The sequence below is a fragment of the Panacagrimonas perspica genome (genome assembly GCF_004364935.1).
Taxonomy (GTDB): domain Bacteria; phylum Pseudomonadota; class Gammaproteobacteria; order Nevskiales; family Nevskiaceae; genus Panacagrimonas; species Panacagrimonas perspica.
This window is the reverse complement of sequence record NZ_SOBT01000008.1, coordinates 1,247,779-1,265,466: the sequence shown is the minus strand read 5'-3', so window position 1 is coordinate 1,265,466 and position 17,688 is coordinate 1,247,779. Positions and strand designations below refer to the sequence as shown.

The following is a 17,688-nucleotide window of genomic DNA, read 5'->3' as shown; positions in this document are numbered from 1 at the left end:
TCGCGCCCGACACCGCACCGCTTCTTCCGATTGAAAGTCCTTGTATGAGTCCTTCCGCAACAGCAGCCCTCGATGCCGACGGAGTGTCCGCCGTCGACGTCGACGCCACGACCGTTCCGTCGACGAAGCCGGCATTCCGCGTCCTGGGCGCCATCAGCAGCATGCACATGGTCAACGACATGATGCAGTCGCTGATCCTGGCGATGTACCCGATCCTGAAAGGCGAGTTCTCGCTGAGCTTCGTGCAGATCGGCCTGATCACGCTGACCTACCAGCTCACCGCCTCCTTGCTCCAGCCGCTGGTGGGCCTGTTCACCGACAGCCGGCCACAGCGCTACTCGCTTCCATTCGGGATGACGTGCACGTTGACCGGACTGATGCTGCTGGCCTTCGCGCCGAGCTTCGCCGTCGTGCTGTTGGCGGCAGCGTTCGTGGGGATCGGCTCGTCGATCTTTCACCCGGAGTCGTCGCGCATCGCGCGCCTGGCCTCGGGCGGACAGCATGGATACGCGCAGTCGGTGTTCCAGGTGGGTGGCAATGCGGGAACGGCGTTGGGGCCTCTGCTGGCAGCGGCCGTGATCGTGCCGTTCGGTCAGCGCAGCGTGGCGTGGTTCGGCCTGGCCGCGCTGCTCGGGATTGTCGTCCTGCTGCAGGTGGGCCGCTGGTATGCGACCCATCCCATCGTGGGAGCAGGCCGCACGAAGGCGCTCGTGGCGGCTCCGTATCCGCGCAAGGTCGTGATCGGCGCCGTCGCCGTGCTGCTCGCGCTGATCTTCTCCAAGTATTTCTACATGGCGGGGCTCAGCAGCTTCTACACCTTCTATCTGATCGAACGTTTCGGGATGACGGTGCAGAACGCGCAGCTGCACCTGTTCTATTTTCTGTTCGCTTCGGCGGTGGGCACGGTCGTCGGTGGTCCGATCGGCGATCGCATCGGCCGCAAGCCGGTGATCTGGGTGTCGATCCTGGGCGTGGCGCCGTTCACGATGCTGTTGCCGCACGCCGATCTGTTCTGGACGACGACGCTGACGATCGTCATCGGGCTCGTGTTGTCGTCGGCGTTCTCGGCCATCCTGGTGTACGCGCAGGAACTCATTCCCGGAAAAGTCGGGATGGTGTCGGGCCTGTTCTTCGGCTTTGCCTTCGGCATGGGCGGACTGGGCGCCGCGGTTCTCGGCCTGTTCGCAGATCGCACGAGCATTGCGTTCGTGTACCAGGCCATCGCGTACCTGCCGCTGCTGGGGCTGGTCGCCATCCTGTTGCCGCGGAAGGTTCGCGCTTCGGCCTCCGGCAGGCAAGAAGGCGGCGTACGGGCGAGTTCGACGCGACCGTAGCCCGGGTGAAACCCGGGGTTGCGCTCCGTATGCGAGGGGAGCCCCGGGTTTCACCCGGGCTACGGGGTGCGATCGCTCTTGGCTGTTTCGAAGATCGAGCTTCGTCAGCTTCGGCTTGCTTCGGGAATCGGGTTTATCTCAACACGTGCTGAACCGCGACAGGTTCGTCGGACAAGACCGGCTCGCCGATCGTCTCCCGCAGCGTGGCCTCGATCATCCAGGTGATGGAATCGAGCGGAAGATCGTTGGGCTCGATGCCGAAGGGATCCTGCAGCTCTTCTGCCAGCGCCTCCAGCGCGAAGAACGTGTACGACGCCAGCGCGACGACGACAGGGGTCGCGGCGCCCACGGTCGCCACGAGGCCGAGCGGCAGCATGAAGCTGTACAGGTACGCGGTCCGGTGCAGCAGGACCGAGTACGCGAACGGGATCGGCGTGCTGGCAATGCGTTCGCATCCGCCCAGCGAATCCGTCAGCGATCCGAGATGACGATCCATCGCCGCATGAAGGACGGGCTCCAATTGTCCTCGCCGGCGCAGCGCCAGCAGCTGATCGCCTGATCGTCGAAGCAACAGCGCGGGCTTGAACCGGGCGCGAGCGACGTCGGCACGAACGTCATCCGGCAGCAGACCGCGAAGGGCGGGCGTCGCATCCGCTCCGCGCAGTTGCGCCTTCAGGGCATGCGCGAAGGCGATCAGGCCGTGAACGAACGTCCTTTGCGAATCCGCGTCGGCGTCGGTCAAGGTCACCACCTGGCGCGCCAATGAGCGGGTGTCGTTGAGCACGGCACCCCACAGCCTGCGCGCCTCCCAGAACCGGTCGTAGCTGACCGAGTTGCGGAAGCCCAGGAAGATGGCGAGGGCGATGCCCAGCAGCGTGAAGGGGATGGGCGTGAGATCCGGCAGCAGCGTGGGGTGCTGCTTGTGAACGACGACGACGACCAGCGCGACGCCGGTCATGGTCAGCAACTGCGGAAGAATCCTGCCGAGGACCGACCCTCGCCATACCAGCAGCATGCGAAACCAGTGCAGACGCGGTCGGACGATCATCTCGGGGTCTCGCCAGGGGAATACGAATTATCGCGCAGCGTGGCGCTGTCACTGCAATTCGCGATGCGTGATTTTCAATCCGTCGGAACTCATCGGATCCCGCAGCGGATTCGTTCCCGCAGACATAGGGCAGGCCCGCCTTCTGCGGTCCGGCGGCGATGCGCATGATTCGGATCGCTGGTCCACCGACTCGATCCGAAAGGAGCCCCATGAAAGGACTGTTCGATCTCGAAGGTCATGTCGCGCTGATCACGGGCGGCAACTCGGGAATCGGCCTCGGCATGGCGAAGGGCCTGGCGCAGGCCGGTGCGGCTGTCTGCATCTGGGGCACGCATGCCGAGCGCAACGCGGCGGCGGTTGAATCCTTGAAGGCTCATGGAGGCAAGGTCGACGCCGTGCATTGCGACGTTGGCGACGAAGCTTCCGTCGAGCGTGCGTTTGCCGAGACACTGAAGCGCTTCGGTCGAATCGACAGCTGCTTCGCGAACGCGGGCGTCTTCGGCGCAGGTACCTCGTTCCTGGAATCGTCGCTCGAGGATTTTCGAAAGGTCACGCGGGTCAACCTGGAAGGCGCGTTCCTGACGCTTCGAGGGGCCGCGCGACACATGGTCGAGCGCGGTGGCGGCGGCGTCCTCGTCGGTACCTCGAGTGTCTCGTCTATCCATGGCGCGCCGACGCAGCAGTCCTACGGTGCCAGCAAGGCCGGACTCGCCGCGATGATCCGGGGATGTGCCGTGGAACTCGCGCGATACCGGATCAACGCGCACGCGATCATCCCGGGCTGGGTGGAGACGCCGATGACATCGGCTCTTTTCCACACAGAGGCGTTCGGCCGCAACGTGATGAAGCGGATGCCGCAGCGCCGCTGGGGCGAGCCCGGGGATTTCGCGCGGCTGGCGGTCTACCTCGCCTGTGGTGTCGGCGGTTTCCAGACCGGCGACGAGATCGTCGTCGACGGGGCGTACTCCATCTTCTAAGGCGCGATCGGGCACGACGGCGGCTTCGGTGTCCCGGCAAGGCCGCACCAATCTCAGAGAGGTAGCAGCATGATCGGACTACGCGACCAGAGCGTGCGGGATGCCATCGATCTGAACGATGCGCGCGCACGGCACCGCTGGAACATTCCGCACGACTACAGCGTCGTCGCCGATTGCCTGCTGCGGCACCAGGAGCGCGCCGACGACCCCTGCCTGATATTCGAAGACGAGCAGGAGCGCGTTCAGCGCTGGAGCTGGGGACAGATGCTCGAGGCCGTGAATCGTTTCGCCAACGCGCTGCGGGCTCTGGGCGTACGCCGTGGCGACATCGTCGCGATCTATCTTCCGCAGCGGCCCGAGAACGCGATCGCGCACTTCGCTGCGTACCGGCTCGGCGCGCTGTCGCTGCCGATCTCCAAGCTCTTCGCCCCCGACGCCGTGCGATACCGCCTCTCGCACGTCAAAGCCAAGGTGTTCGTCGCGGAAGCCGAAGTCGCCGAGCGATTCGCCGACGTTCTCAAGGGCTTGCCGGACCTCGCCGCGTTCGTCGTCGTCGACGGCGAGGATCCGCGCACCTCGTTCGACGGCCTGATGGCCAAGGGTTCGTCGTCGTTCGCTGCCGACCGGCCGCCGATGTCCGAAGACCCGTTTCTGCTGATGTTCACGTCGGGCACGACCGGAGACCCCAAGGCCGTCGTCCATCACGCGCGTGCGCTGATCGCACACAACGGCGGCGACTACATCCTCAACTTCTTCCGGCCGGGCGATCTCTACTTCAGTTCGGCGGACTGGGCGTGGGTCGGCGGTCTGGCCGATGGGCTGCTCGCGATCTGGCCGTTCGGCGTCCCGATCCTCGCGAGCAACGCGCGCTTCGATCCGGAACGAACCTTGAGAATGGTCGAACGCCACAGCGCGACCTGCGGTCTGTACGCGCCGACCGCGCTCAAACGACTTCGGGAGCTTCCCGAGGTCAGGGAGCGTTTCCGCGACCTTCGCCTGCGGTGTGTCTTCTCGGGCGGTGAATCCGTGAGCCCCGAGCTGCGCCGATGGGCGCAGGAAGAGTTGGGAAGCGAACTCAACGTCGGCTACGGCCAGACCGAAGCGAATTACCTGATCGGAACCTGCCGCGCCCTGGAGCCGGCGCCGGCGGAAGCGCTCGGCAAGGCCATTCCCGGTCACGACGTCAGGATCGTCGACGAAGACGGCGTTCCGCTTCCGGTCGGCGCCACCGGAAACATCGCGCTGCACAAGTCCGACCCGGTGTTGATGGCGGGATATTTCAACAATCCCCAGGCTTTCGCCGAGCGCTTCGCCGGTGACTGGTATCTCACCGGCGACACCGGATGGGCGGACGAGCAGGGCTACCTGTACTTCAAGGGCCGCATCGACGATGTCATCAAGACCTCGGGCTATCGCGTCGGACCCGGCGAGATCGAGGCGGCCATCATCGCGGTGCCGGGCGTGTCCTCGTGTGCCGTCATCGGCGTCCCGGATGACCGGGTGGGAGAGTCGATCAAGGCCTTCATCAAGGTCATGCCGGACATTCTTCCCTCGCCGGACCTGACCGCGCGCATCCAGGAACACGTCCGCTCGGTGCTGGCGGTTCACGAATATCCGCGCGAGATCGAGTACGTCGACGAGATGCCGACGACGGTCACCGGCAAGATCAGGCGACGCGATCTGCGGGAAATGGAGATCAAGCGGCGCGCGGATCGTGCGTGACATCGAGCCGGCCGATTGGCCGTCGGCGTGCGCTCCGGGGACAATGCGGGAACGGCGGCGCCAGGCGGTGCACCGCGCGCACAGGAGAAGTGGATGTCGGATCGTTTGAAGCAGCTCGGCAACGCCGGGCAGGCCGTGTGGCTCGATTTCGTGAGCCGGGATTTTCTGAACCGGAAGGAATTGCAGGAACTGGTCACGGCGGACGGCCTGACCGGCGTCACGTCGAATCCCTCGATCTTCGAGAAGGCCATGGGTTACGGCTCCGATTACGACGGGAGCCTGCGTCGCCTGCTCGCCGAAGGACACACCGAGACGGTGGATCTCTACGAGCATCTGGCCGTCGAGGACATCCGCAACGCCTGCGACGTCCTGCGACCGGTGTACGACCGCCTCGACGCGCGCGACGGCTATGTCAGCCTCGAAGTGTCTCCGTACCTGGCGTTCGATACCGAGGGTTCGCTGGCCGAGGCGCGACGGCTGTGGGCGATGGTCGACCGCCCCAACCTGATGATCAAGATTCCCGGCACCGACGCCGGGACCCCGGCGATCCGCCAGCTGATCGCCGAAGGCATCAACGTCAACATCACGCTGCTGTTCTCGCGCCAGGCTTATCTCGCCGTCGCCGAGGCCTACCTCGCCGGACTCGAGCAGCGCGTGAAGGCGGGGCAGGACGTGAGCCGCCTCGCCAGCGTCGCCAGCTTCTTCGTCAGCCGCATCGACTCGAAGATCGACGCGAAGATCGAAGCGCGGCTCAAGGCAGGCGCCGGCGCCGACGAGGCCGCGTTGCGCGGGCTGCTCGGAAAGGTGGCGATCGCCAACGCCAAGCTCGCGTATCAAGACTACGAACAGCTCATTGCCGGCGCGCGCTGGAAAGCGCTGGCCGCGAAGGGCGCGCGCGTGCAGCGTCTGCTGTGGGCCTCGACCGGCACCAAGAACCCGGCGTACCCCGACACGCTGTACGTCGACACGCTGATCGGCCGCGATACGGTCAACACGATGCCGCCCAAGACGATGGACGCGGCGCGGGACCACGGCACCGTCAAGCCCGACACGATCCGCGACGACGTGGAGGGTGCGCGGACGGTGCTGTCCGAGGCACAGCGCCTGAACCTCGATCTCGACGGGGTGACGACGGAGCTGGTGACCGAAGGCGCCAAGCAGTTCACCGACGCGGCGGACATGCTGCTTTCGGCGGTATCGAAGAAGCGCGACGCGTTTCTCGCCGGGTAGTCATCGCCGTCGTCGCATCCGGGTGCGACCGGCGGGGAGCCTGTCGCACCGGAACGTCGAGCCGCGGGCCCGCCGGACTCCTCGCGGGGCGGTGCCTGTCGGTTCGCGACGCCTCTCTCATTCCCAAGAAGAAGAAGGAAAAACAATGCTCCACGTTTGCCCACGCGTTCTGATTTTCTCAACCGCTGTCCTGTCACTGGCGACCGGCGCGAACGCATCGCTCGGCCCCTTCGAACACGGCGCGGGAATCAAGTCGATGGGGGCGGGCGGTGTCTCCTACGTCGGTGCACAGGAGACGACGGCACTGTCGGCGAATCCGGCGCTGATGTCGGGGCTCGGACGGCGCTACGACGTGGGTCTCGATGTCCTGATGCTGCACCCGGATTCGCGCATCGAGGGCAACGCCGCCGGACCTGATTCCCGCTCGCCGTCGGACGGGCGGCGGTGGTATTTCATTCCGCAGGCAGGACTGTCCCTGCCGCTGAACGATCGGTGGACGTTCGGCATCACGATGCTCCAGGCCGGCCTGGGTCCTGATTATCCGCAGAGCCCGTACGTGCGCTTCGGAGGCGCGCAGCGTGCATCGCTGTCGCTGGGATCCGGAAGCATCGTGCCGGCGCTGGCGTGGCGCGCGACACCGACGCAGAGCTTTGGCGCGGGCCTGGTCCTCGGCTACCAGTTTCTCGACGTGAAGGGCCTGCAGTTCCTGACGTCGACCGATCCGCAGTCGCGGGTCTCCCGGCATCCGGACAAGGTGACGAACCAGGGCAAGGACGGTGCGTTCAGTATCGGCTACACGCTGGGCTGGACCGGCGAGCTTTCTCCGAGCGTCTCCGCGGGCATCGGGTATCGCTCGAAATCGTGGACGCAGAAGCTCGACGACTATCGTGGCCTGCTTCCCGACAATGGATCGCTGGAGTTGCCCGCCGCCTACGGCGCCGGCCTTTCGTGGAAGGTCGCGGCGCCCTGGACCGTCGCCGTCGAGTGGCAGCGCTACCAGTACGAATCGGAAAGAGCATTCCGCAACTCGATCACCGAACTGTCGGCAGGACACCTGCTGGGCTCTTCCAGTGGTCCGGGTTTCGGATGGGAAAACCAGAACGCGTTCAAGATCGGCGTGACCTGGGACGTTCGCCCCGATCTCGCTCTCAGGGCCGGGTATGTGCACGCGGATCAGATCATCCAGGAATCCGACACGCTGTTCTCGAAGATGGCTCCTGCGACCATGACCACGCACTACACCGGCGGCGTCACCTATATCTGGAGGCAATGGGAGCTCACGGGCGCTCTGACCTACTGCCCACGTCAGGAGGTCGATGGTGAAAACTCGATTCCGGCGGCGTTCGGCGGAGGAGAGGCCATCGTCAAGAACGAATTCTTTTCGGGAGGCTTCTCGCTCGGGCGCCGGTTCTAGGCGCTGGCGAGATTCGCCCAGGCGCGATGCGCTTCGCTAGGCTGATCGGCATGTGCGACGCGCGAACGATGTGGAACTCGTGAAACCCGGCCGATGAGCATCCTGATCGTCGTCGGCCTGCTGCTGATCCTGTGGTTCGCGCATTACCGGCTGAGTGCCGTGCGCCGGCCACGGCTCGACTTCCATCCCTCGGACTTCAATCGCGCCATCGTCGATCGGCTCGATCAGCTGCGTCAGCCCTATCGCCCCACACCCTGGCTCTACAACCCGCATCTGCAACTGCTCTGGCTTCTGTCGAGCGAAGCCGTCGCACCGTGGCTGCGCTACGAGCGCCGCGACATCCTGACGATGCGCGACGGCGGCACGACGGCGCTGGACTGGCTCGGCCTCGACGCGGCGCCGAACGCGCCGACGCTCGTGCTGCTGCACACCGTCACCGGCGATGCGCAGACCATGCGCGTCACCGCGAGCGACCTGCGCAAGGCCACCGGCTGGCGGGTCGTGCTGTGCACGCGCCGCGGTCATGGCGGCTTGCCGCTGACGGCGCCGCTGGTCGACACGATGGGCTCCACCGACGATCTGCGCGAGCAGTTGAGCCGCATCCATGACGAATTCCCGCAGTCGCCGCTGTATGCCGTCGGCGTCTCGGCCGGTTCGGGTCTGCTGGTGCGCTATCTCGGAGAAGAAGGTCCGCGCTCACTGATCAGCGCCAGCGTCGCGTACTGCCCGGGTTACGACATCGGCGTCGCGTGGACGCGCACGCAACCGTTCTACAGCCGCGCGATGGCCAGGCGCCTGGTCCGGCATTTCCTGGAGCCGCATCCGCAGGCGTTCGCGCACCTGGCGAGCTACGACGCCTGCCTGGCCGCGCGCGATCTGAGCGAGTTTCACGAGAATCTTTACGAGATGGCGGGATGCGCGAGCGTCGGCGACTACCTGCAACGATCCAACCCGATGGGCGTGTTCGACCGGATCACCGTTCCGATGATGATCCTGAATGCCGACGACGATCCGGTCTGCGTCATCGAAAACGCGCTGGATCACCTGGAGGCGATCAAGGCCGTTCCGGACGCGCTGCTGGTGCGCGCGGCACGCGGCAGTCACTGCGCGTTCTTCGAAGGCTGGGTGGCGCGGTCGTGGGCGAACCGGCTGATCGCCGGATACCTCGTCGCCGCCGACGGCGAATTGTCCGGATCCCGATTGCCTACGACGCCGTGATGCCGCCGTCGACGGTGTAGTGCGCGCCGGACACGTACGAAGCCTTGTCCGACGCAAGCCAGATCACGAGATTCGCGACCTCCTCAGGAGCCGCCATGCGTCGCAGCGCGTTGGTCGACAGGCACTTGTTGATCTTTTCCTCGGTGAAGCGGGTGTCGGGGCCCACCGTCATGTCCGTCGAGATGTAGCCCGGACAGACCGCGTTGACGCGGATGCGATAACGGCCGTATTCGAGCGCTGCCGCCTTGGTCAGGCCGATGACGCCGTGCTTCGCGGCGCAATACGCCGAGTTTCCCGGCGCTCCCACCAATCCGAAGATGGAAGCGGTGTTCACGATCGCGCCGCCGCGCGCGATCATCGCCGGCAGCTGATAGGTCATGCAGTTGAATACGCCCGTGAGATTGACGTCGATCACGCGCTGCCAGTTGGCCAGGCCGTAATCGGCGGTCAAGCGCGGATCGCCAGGAATGCCGGCGTTGTTGAACGCGATGTCGAGGCGTCCGAGCTGCCGCACCGTCTCGTCGACCAGGCGTGAGCAGTCCGCGGCCTGGGCGACGTCGGTCTTCGTGAAAATCGCGCGCCCACCTCGTTCGCGGATCTCCTTCACGACGAGCGATCCGCGCTCTTCGTTGAGGTCGCCCAGCGAGACCGCCACGCCGCTGTCGGCAAATGCGAGCGCCGTTGCACGGCCGATGCCGGCCGAGCCCCCGGTGACGATCGCGACTTGGGTTGCTGTCGACATGCGCTTTCCTCGGTTGAATGACCCACATGCGCGCGACGGCTTGGATGCACACGAGCGAAATCAGGCCTCGGAACAAGTTTGCCCGAAGAAGAGGGGCCGATGGCGCCCCGGCGTCCACCCGTGACGCGTGGCGCGGAGTCGCCAAATGATCAGGTGGTGGAATTCCGCGCCATCAAGTCCGAGGCCGTAGCAGCAGGCGACAGCGCCGTGCGCTGGCGCTTCGGCGCATGCGAACTACCGGCCGAAGAGATTCAGAACGGCCGCGGCCTCTTCGCAGCCGATGATGCCGCCGCCGTTTTCCTGCAGCGCGATCCTCGCGCCCGCCACTTGCCGAAGTCCGGCTTCACCGCGCAACTGGGTGACGAGTTCGTGGACCTGGCCCAGCCCGGTCGCGCCGATGGGATGTCCCTTGGATTCCAGTCCGCCGGACGGGTTGACCGGGATCCGTCCGCCGATCGTGAATTCGCCGCGTTCCGCGCGCGGTCCGCCTTCGCCGAAGGGCGCGAGCTGAAGGTTCTCGACCTGGATGATCTCGCCCATGGCCGTTGCGTCGTGGACTTCGGCGACGTCGACGGCGTCGGGCCCGATGCCGGCCCGCTCATAGAGCTGGCGCGCGGCGAGGGCCGTCAGGTGATTCGCGTGGTCGCCGTCGGCGCGGTTGCTACCCGAGCGTACGACACTGGCGAGCACGCGGATCGCCCGGCTCTTCGCGCCCTGCAGACGCTCCAGGCCCGCGGCCGAGCACACCACCGCGGCAGCGGCGCCGTCCGAGATCGGTGAACACATCGGGAGCGTCAGCGGGTAGGTGATCGGTGCCGCCGCCAGCACCTCGTCGATCGTGAACGGCTTCTGATACTGGGCCAGAGGGTTGTGCACGCTGTGCTGATGATTCTTCGCCGCGACCGCCGCGATCTGGCGCTGCGTCGTCCCGAACGTTCTCATGTGCTGTCGGCAGAAGCCGGCGTACACGTCCATGAACAGGCTGTAGGGCTTCGGCGACTGCGACCCCGGCGGCGGCTCCACGCCCGCGCCCATGGCGACCAGCCGCGCCCGGTTCGCGTCCGCCGTTTCGACATTCCAAGCCGAGTCGAACGCCGCGAACATCAGCGCCTTGTCGGTCATCACCATCTTCTCGACGCCGATGGCCAGGGCCACGTCGCAGGCGCCTGCCTGCACCGCCTGCACGGCCAGATGAAACGCGGCCGAGGCCGATGCGCATGCGCTCTCGACGTTGAAGACCGGAATGCCTTGCACACCCGCTTCGCGCAGCGCGACCTGACCCGGAATCATGTGTTGCCCGTGCAACTGCCCGATGACGCAGGACGAGAAGTAGGCCTGTTCGAGCTGTCCGCTGGACGCGCCCGCATCGGCCAGCGCCAGCTCCAGGGCCTGGCGGGCGAGGGCCTTGTAGCTCAGATCCAGATGCTGGCCGAAGCGGGTCATGCCAACGCCTACGACGAATACGGGTTTCATTTCAGGTCCTCACGACGCCTGTGCGCAAACGGGTCCAGCGTATCGGACGGATGGACGTCGTTCCATGAGTCGTCGTACGAACTGGCGCGGACCGGGATCGCGGGTCGATCAGGGTCGAATCCTAAGGGCGCGCCCGCTGCTGGAAGTTCGCCCCGGTGATGCCATCGTGACGCAGCCGGCGGGTCGGCGCTGCGTTGCGGCGCGAACGCCGCGAGATCGACGACAGGAGGAGCTTCATGCGATTCGGCATCTTCTTCGAGCTTCAGCTACCTCGTCCGTGGAAACCGGGCGACGAGCAGAATCTCGTGCACAACGCACTCGACCAGGTCGTGCTCGCGGATCGCATCGGCATCGACTACATGTGGGCCGTCGAGCACCATTTCCTCGAGGAGTATTCGCATTGCTCGTCGCCGGAGGTGTTCCTTGCGGCAGCTGCCGCACGCACCCAGCGCATCCGCATCGGCCATGGCATCCGCCAGGTCATCGCCAACTACAACCATCCGGCGCGCACGGCCGAGGGCATCGCGATGCTCGACCTGGTGTCGGGCGGGCGTGTCGAGTTCGGGATCGGCGAGGGCGCCACGCGGCTGGAGCTTCAGGGCTTCAACATTCCGGCCAAGCAGAAGCGCGCGATGTCGCTCGAGGCCGCCGAGCAGATCGCGAACATGATGGTGATGTCGCCGTACCCGGGGTTCAAGGGCGCGTCTTTCTCGATGCCGTGCCGCGATGTGCTGCCCAAGCCCGTGCAGCAGCCCCATCCGCCGATGTGGATGGCCTGCACCAACCGCGACACCATTCGCGTCGCCGCCAGCCATGGTCTGGGGGCGCTCGCGTTCTCCTTCGTCGATCCGGAAGAGGCGAAGACCTGGAGTCGCATCTACTACGACACGATCAGGAGCGAGCAGTGCGTGCCGCTGGGTCACAGCGTGAACGCCAACATCGCGATGGTGTCCCCGTTCTCGATCCATCCCGATCGCGCGGAGGCCGTGCGTCGTGGGCAGGAGAACTTCGAGTTCTTCACGTACGCCATCTCGGCGCTCGTGACCCAGGACGCGGTGCCGGGCCGCAGCCGGCTGTGGGAGGACTACCAGCTCAAGCGTGGCGATCGCGGCTCGAAGCAGCTCGCGGCGGCGAGCAACGAGACGGCGGACCTGTTCCTGAACTCGCCCGGCATCGGCACGCCCGAGGATTTCGAGAAGCACGTCGGACAGTTCGAGGAGGCGGGCGTCGACCAGTTGGTGCTGCTGCAGCAGGCAGGCCGCAATCCGCACCACGAGATCTGCGAGTCGCTGGCACTGCTGGGGAAGACCGTGTTGCCGCGCGCCCGCGCGCGTGCGGCGCTGAGGGTCGAGCGAAAAGCGGCGGAGCTGGCGCCGTATATCGCCGCGGCGATGGCGCGCAAGAAGAAGATGAAGCCGCTGACGGACGTCGAGATTCCGGTTGTGCAGGCGTCCGTTGCGTCGGTCTCGATGACGGAGAAGCGCGGATGACGGTCCTCTCGCCGGAGCGATTCCGGCCGCGGATGAATCCCGTCCGCGCCGCGTCGCGGATCCGTCATTGACGAAACCGGGGGCGTTGCGGCGCCCGGGCTGATGCCCGGGACGCCTCGTCGACCCGGCCAGCCGCAGGAACGCGACCCGGCCCGGGTGTGAATTATCCGGAAGCGGACGTCCGGCCCCGTGCAATCACCTTCAGGGGCCTTGATCGTTCGATGGGATTCCTGCGGGGTCCATCCACATCGCACCCAGGATGTGGCCCTCGGGGTCCGCCATGTCTCGCCCGTACATGAAGCCGTGCTCCTGAGGCGGGTTGATGTCGGCCGTTCCGCCGTTCGCGGCCGCCGCATCGCTCATGGCGTCGACCGCCTCGCGGCTGTCGCAAGACAGGTTGAGCGCCACCTCGCTCGAGGTCGGCGGCGGAATGGGGCGCGTCGTGAAGGTGCGCCACTTCGCGTGGGTCAGCAGCATGACGTTGATGGCCTCGCTCCAGGCCATGCAGGCGGCGGTCGCGTCCGTGAAGCGAGGTTGGTTCGAAAAACCGAGGGCTTCATAGAAGGTCATCGACGCCTTGAGGTCGGTGACGGGCAGGCTGATGTAGATCATCTTGGGCATGGCGGTTCGTCCAGTGCGTTCGACAGGGACAGTCTTCGGCGTTGTCTTCCGTTCGACGAATGGCGCAGCGTGATTTCGACAGCAGGGGACGATTTTTTGATTCGGCCGGTCCTGCGCCCTTCTCATGACGGTGCGTTCACCTCGGGCCGTCCGCGAGCCGAGGCTCCGCACGGCGGCGCCATCTCCCGACAGACGCAAGCATGGCCCCCTGCTGATTCCAGGCGCCCGACGTCCTGGCTCGCGGTTCCGAATGCTTCGAGGATCATCGATACGATCAGCCCGGCGTCGGCTGCTCGACGCCTTCCGTCGTCCTCTCCATGCAAAGTGCCATTCAACGTTGCAGCGAATGAAGCTTATGATGGGGGTAGTCGACGCCCAAGCGTCGCGTATATGTATCTGCGGTTGGCAATATTCTCGGACTAGGGAGCAGGGGCCATGAAGTTTTTCCAGACGATCCTCATCGGATTGTTCGCACTGATCGCGGCGGGTTGCGGCGGCATTTCGAGCCCCGACTTCTCGCCGGTTCTGCAGACGCTGCGGATTGTTCCGCTGGTTGCGACGGCCCCGATCGGTGGCACGGTGCAGTTCCAGGCCATCGGCACGTACACGACACCCCCGGGTTCGGATGAAACGAGCCAGGAGCGCGTGGTCGACAATGTCGAGTGGACGGTCGACAACACCAACGCCAGCATCGACGGCGACGGTCTTGCGACCGGGCTGGTGGCCGGCACGACGCAGATCGGCGCCCGCGCGCACGGCATCGACGCCGCTCCTGCAACGTTGACGATCAGCCCCGCGACGCTCGACTCGATCGCGATCAATCCGCTGACGGTCACGATTCCGCTTGGCGACGTGCAGGTCTTCAGCGTCACCGGCACGTTCTCGGACGGCACCACGACGCCCGTGTCCGCGACCTGGACGTCTTCCGACACGGCAGTCGCCACCGTGGTACCGGGCCCGTCGGCTTCGACGACCGCCACTTCCGTTGCGACCGGCGTCACCACGATCACGGCCACGGTCGGAACCGCTCAGGCCACCGCGCAGCTCACGGTCGGGCCGCCGACTCCGGTCCCGGTCTCGATCACGATCGACCCGGCCACGGCGACGATTCCGCTGGGCACCACGCAGGTCTTCACGGCCACCGGAACCTTCTCCGACGGCACGACGGGTAACGTCTCCGCGACCTGGACGTCCTCGAACCAGGCCACCGCGACCGTTCTGGCAGGCCCGTCGACGACGACCACCGCCACGTCGGTGGCCACCGGCACCAGCACGATCACCGCCACGGTCGGAACGCTGCAGGCGACCGCGGTGCTCACGGTCGGACCTTCTGGTCCGTCGCTGGTTTCGATTGCAATCGATCCGCCGACGGCGACGATTGCGCTGGGCGCGACGCAGGTCTTCACTGCCACCGGCACGTTCTCCGATGGCACGACGGGCAGCGTCTCCGCCACCTGGACGTCCTCCAACCAGGCCACCGCGACGGTACTCGCGGGCCCCGCCACGACGACGACCGCCACATCGGTCGCGGAGGGCACCGCCACGATCACGGCCACGGTCGGATCGGTGCAGGGAACGGCCAGCCTCACGGTCGGACCGGCCGCCGGACCCGCCCTGGTTTCGATTTCCATCGCGCCGCCCACGGCGACGATCCCGCTGGGTGCAACCCAGCTCTACACCGCCACCGGCACGTTTGCCGACGGCACGACGGGTACCGTCTCCGCGACCTGGACGTCCTCCAACCAGGCCGTCGCGACCGTTCTGCCGGGTCCCGCCACGACGACCACCGCCACGTCGGTCGCCACCGGCACCACGACGATCACGGCCGCAGTCGGCGCCGTGCAGGGGACCGCGCAGCTCACGGTCGGGCCCTTCGCGCCGCTGCTGGTCTCCATCTCGGTCACCCCAAGCCCGGGTACCGCGCCCGTGGGTCAGCCGCTGCAGTTCATCGCGTCCGGCGAGTGCACCACCGCGCCGTTCTCGGCAACGACCGCGCCCTGCGCACCGACCGGCGTCGTATGGGCCGTCTCGGCGCCCGCTGTCGCAACCATCGACGCCACGACCGGCGTTGCGCGGGGCCTCATCGTCGGTTCGACGCAGGTCACCGCCACGTCCGGAACCGTCGTCGGCTCTGCCGCGTTCAACGTCACGCCGACCGTGATCAGCTCGCTGGTCGTCACGCCGGCTACCGGGTCGACGGCCATCGGTGCCTCGCGGCGATTCGATGTGACGGCCGTCTTCACCGACGGCTCGACGGGCCCGATCGTCGCGGACTGGTCGTCCTCGGCTCCCGCCGTCGCCACGGTCGCACCCGCCAGCGGCGCCTTCACGATGGCCACCGGCGTCTCTCTGGGCCAGACCAACATCGTGGCGAGCACGACCAATGCGCTGAACCAGGTCATCACCGGTCAGGCCGTCCTGACGGTGACCGGCGTCACATTGACCGACCTGCTGCGCATCGAGCCGCCCACGGAACGCGTGACGGTGGGCCGCTCCTTCGATTTCACTGCCATCGGCCGCTTCTCCGACAACAGCGAAGGCGCGATCGACGATCAGGTCAACTGGACCAGCAGCGACACTGCCATCGCCACGGTCAATGCAGCGGGACAGGCAACGGGCGTGAGCCTGGGTGCGGTCACGATCACGGCCGCGCGCAAGACGGATCCGACCGACACCGCGACCGCGACGCTGACGGTTACCGGCTCGGTCTGCACGACGCCGTTGCTGCAGTCCGAGGGCGCCACCGCCGTCGAGTTCTCGTCGGATCTCTGCGTCGGCTGCTCGGTCGACAGCGAAGGCAACATCATCGACGCGAATCTCCTGAACTACGCCACCGCGACCACGACGGTCGGCCTGCTCGGCGCCAACGTGGGCGTCACCGTCGCGCCGGGGCCGACGCCGCCGTACGCGGTGCCGTTCCCTGCCGGGAAGAATGCCGGCTTCATCATCGGCAAGCCGGCGGGAACCCTGTTGACGGCGGAAGTGCTGTCGCAGATCCAGGTCAGCACGCTGCGCAATGGTGTGGTGGTGGAGACTTCGTCCACCGGTGTCACGCCGCTGCGCCTCGATCTGCTGGGCTTGCAGCTGCTCGGCGGGTTCGACACGGCGCTGGTGAGCATCGGCACCACGGTGGACTACGACGCCATCCGGCTCACGGTGAATTCGGGCACGGCCTCCGCGTTGTCGGCGGTGCAGATCTTCCAGGCCTGCGCCACCGCTGAACCGCCGGCACCGGTGGCCACGCTGACCGCGCTTGCCCGCGTCGAGCTGGCAACCAGCAGCCTGACGGTGGGCGGAACGACGGGCGCAGTGCTGATCGGCACGTACAGCAACGGCACCGAGGCGCCGATTCCCGACGCCGACATCGACTGGACGTCCGGCACGACGGGTGTGGCAACGGTCAATGCCAACGGCCTGGTGACCGGCGTCGCGCCGGGTAGCGCGTCGATCATCGCAACGCTGAAGACGGGTGTCGCGCCTGGCCTTGTGGCCGGACGCAGCTCCGGCGCGACCGTGACGGTCGTGGCCAACGTGTGCAGCTCGCCGATCCAGGCGCCGCCCGCAACGGTCGCCGACAGTTCGAGCCTGCTGTGCCTGCTGTGCAGCGTCAGCAACACGCCCAACGTGATCGACGCATCGAATTCGACCTTCGGCACGATCAACGTGCCGCTGGGTCTGCTCAATGCGACGGCGTCGGTGACGGTCTCCTCCAATCAGGCGCCGTTCGCGCCAGGAGCCCCGGCGGGCTTCCTGATCTCGCGTCCGGTGGGCCAGTTGCTGCAGGCGGCGGTGCTCTCGCAGATCCAGGTGTCGACGTTGCTGGGTGGCGTGGTCCAGCAGACCTCGGGTCAGCCCCTGGTTCCGCTGCGTGCCGATCTGCTCGGCTTGTCCGTCCTGGGCGATGGTGGCGAGCGCGGATTGGTCTCGATCGTGCCGACCCTGCCGTTCGACGGGCTGCGTCTGACCTTCGTGTCGGGCCTGGCGACGCTGGGACTGCTGGAAAACACGCTGCAGACGGTGAACGTCCTTCAGGCCTGCAGCACGGTGGGGCTGCCGGCGCTGTAGCGGTAGCGGACGGGTATTGAAAAGGGGGCTCATCGGAGCCCCCTTTTTTTGTCTGCGTCCGGGGCCTGCGCTCATCCGCTCGTCGAGCGGCTCATCGGGAGGCAGGGCGCGGGAGGCGGCTACGTGACCGCCCGGCGCTCCACATCGAAGTCTTCGGCGACGTTCAGGAACATCAGCAGCGAATGGTTTGCGACGACGCGGGTCCTGTGACCTTGGCCTTGACGGTCATCGGCCATGAACAGGTCGCCCGGCGAGAACCGCTTGATCACCCCGTCGGTGCTCTCGACGTCCAGCGAGCCGCGCATCGCGATGACGAACTGGCGGCTCGGCGCGACGTGCCAGCGTCGTCGGCGC

The 17,688-nt window shown here is 66.6% G+C and carries 13 protein-coding genes; 8 read left to right on the top strand and 5 right to left on the bottom strand.

The window, feature by feature from the left end:
• Positions 1–44: 44 nt before the first annotated feature.
• Complete coding sequence (locus DFR24_RS05685) at positions 45–1,334, top strand: MFS transporter (RefSeq protein ID WP_133880342.1); 1,290 nt, start codon at positions 45–47, stop codon at positions 1,332–1,334.
• A 133-nt stretch (positions 1,335–1,467) separates the two neighbouring features.
• Here the strand turns inward: DFR24_RS05685 and DFR24_RS05680 are convergent, their stop codons facing one another.
• Positions 1,468–2,382, bottom strand: coding sequence for a bestrophin family protein (locus DFR24_RS05680; protein ID WP_133880341.1), 915 nt, complete (start codon positions 2,380–2,382; stop codon positions 1,468–1,470).
• Positions 2,383–2,591: 209 nt separating this feature from the next.
• On the opposite strand from DFR24_RS05680, the gene DFR24_RS05675 reads away from it, so the two are divergent.
• The 5 genes from DFR24_RS05675 (at position 2,592) to DFR24_RS05655 (ending at position 8,943) form a co-directional block, all read left to right on the top strand.
• Positions 2,592–3,359, top strand: a complete 768-nt coding sequence (locus tag DFR24_RS05675) for an SDR family NAD(P)-dependent oxidoreductase (protein ID WP_133880340.1) — start codon at positions 2,592–2,594, stop codon at positions 3,357–3,359.
• Between the two features lie 69 nt (positions 3,360–3,428).
• Positions 3,429–5,081, top strand: coding sequence for an acyl-CoA synthetase (locus DFR24_RS05670; protein ID WP_133880339.1), 1,653 nt, complete (start codon positions 3,429–3,431; stop codon positions 5,079–5,081).
• A gap of 93 nt (positions 5,082–5,174) precedes the next feature.
• On the top strand, positions 5,175–6,311 hold the full coding sequence (gene tal, locus DFR24_RS05665; RefSeq protein WP_133880338.1) for a transaldolase: 1,137 nt from the start codon (positions 5,175–5,177) through the stop codon (positions 6,309–6,311).
• 256 nt (positions 6,312–6,567) lie between these two features.
• Positions 6,568–7,725: an OmpP1/FadL family transporter gene (locus tag DFR24_RS05660; protein ID WP_162851067.1), complete on the top strand. Its 1,158-nt coding sequence runs from the start codon at positions 6,568–6,570 to the stop codon at positions 7,723–7,725.
• Between the two features lie 93 nt (positions 7,726–7,818).
• Positions 7,819–8,943, top strand: coding sequence for a YheT family hydrolase (locus tag DFR24_RS05655; protein ID WP_133880336.1), 1,125 nt, complete (start codon positions 7,819–7,821; stop codon positions 8,941–8,943).
• Here the strand turns inward: DFR24_RS05655 and DFR24_RS05650 are convergent.
• Together DFR24_RS05650 and DFR24_RS05645 are read right to left on the bottom strand one after the other, a co-directional pair.
• Positions 8,930–9,685 carry an SDR family NAD(P)-dependent oxidoreductase gene (locus DFR24_RS05650; protein ID WP_133880335.1) on the bottom strand — a complete coding sequence of 252 codons (756 nt, stop codon included), beginning with the start codon at positions 9,683–9,685 and terminating at the stop codon, positions 8,930–8,932. The two genes, DFR24_RS05655 and DFR24_RS05650, sit on opposite strands and share 14 nt — an antisense overlap.
• 234 nt (positions 9,686–9,919) lie before the next feature.
• A complete protein-coding gene (locus DFR24_RS05645) occupies positions 9,920–11,158 on the bottom strand; it encodes a thiolase family protein (RefSeq protein WP_133880334.1) in 1,239 nt (412 codons plus the stop codon).
• 236 nt (positions 11,159–11,394) lie between these two features.
• Here DFR24_RS05645 and DFR24_RS05640 point away from each other — a divergent pair, with 236 nt between their 5' ends.
• Positions 11,395–12,648: an LLM class flavin-dependent oxidoreductase gene (locus tag DFR24_RS05640; RefSeq protein ID WP_133880333.1), complete on the top strand. Its 1,254-nt coding sequence runs from the start codon at positions 11,395–11,397 to the stop codon at positions 12,646–12,648.
• Positions 12,649–12,849: 201 nt separating this feature from the next.
• Here the strand turns inward: DFR24_RS05640 and DFR24_RS05635 are convergent, their stop codons facing one another.
• Positions 12,850–13,269, bottom strand: a complete 420-nt coding sequence (locus tag DFR24_RS05635; protein WP_133880332.1) for a VOC family protein — start codon at positions 13,267–13,269, stop codon at positions 12,850–12,852.
• A gap of 435 nt (positions 13,270–13,704) precedes the next feature.
• Here DFR24_RS05635 and DFR24_RS05630 point away from each other — a divergent pair, with 435 nt between their 5' ends.
• Complete coding sequence (locus DFR24_RS05630) at positions 13,705–17,334, top strand: beta strand repeat-containing protein (protein WP_133880331.1); 3,630 nt, start codon at positions 13,705–13,707, stop codon at positions 17,332–17,334.
• Between the two features lie 119 nt (positions 17,335–17,453).
• On the opposite strand, the gene DFR24_RS05625 is transcribed toward DFR24_RS05630, so the two are convergent.
• Positions 17,454–17,639 carry a cupin domain-containing protein gene (locus DFR24_RS05625; protein ID WP_133880330.1) on the bottom strand — a complete coding sequence of 62 codons (186 nt, stop codon included), beginning with the start codon at positions 17,637–17,639 and terminating at the stop codon, positions 17,454–17,456.
• Positions 17,640–17,688: the final 49 nt, after the last annotated feature.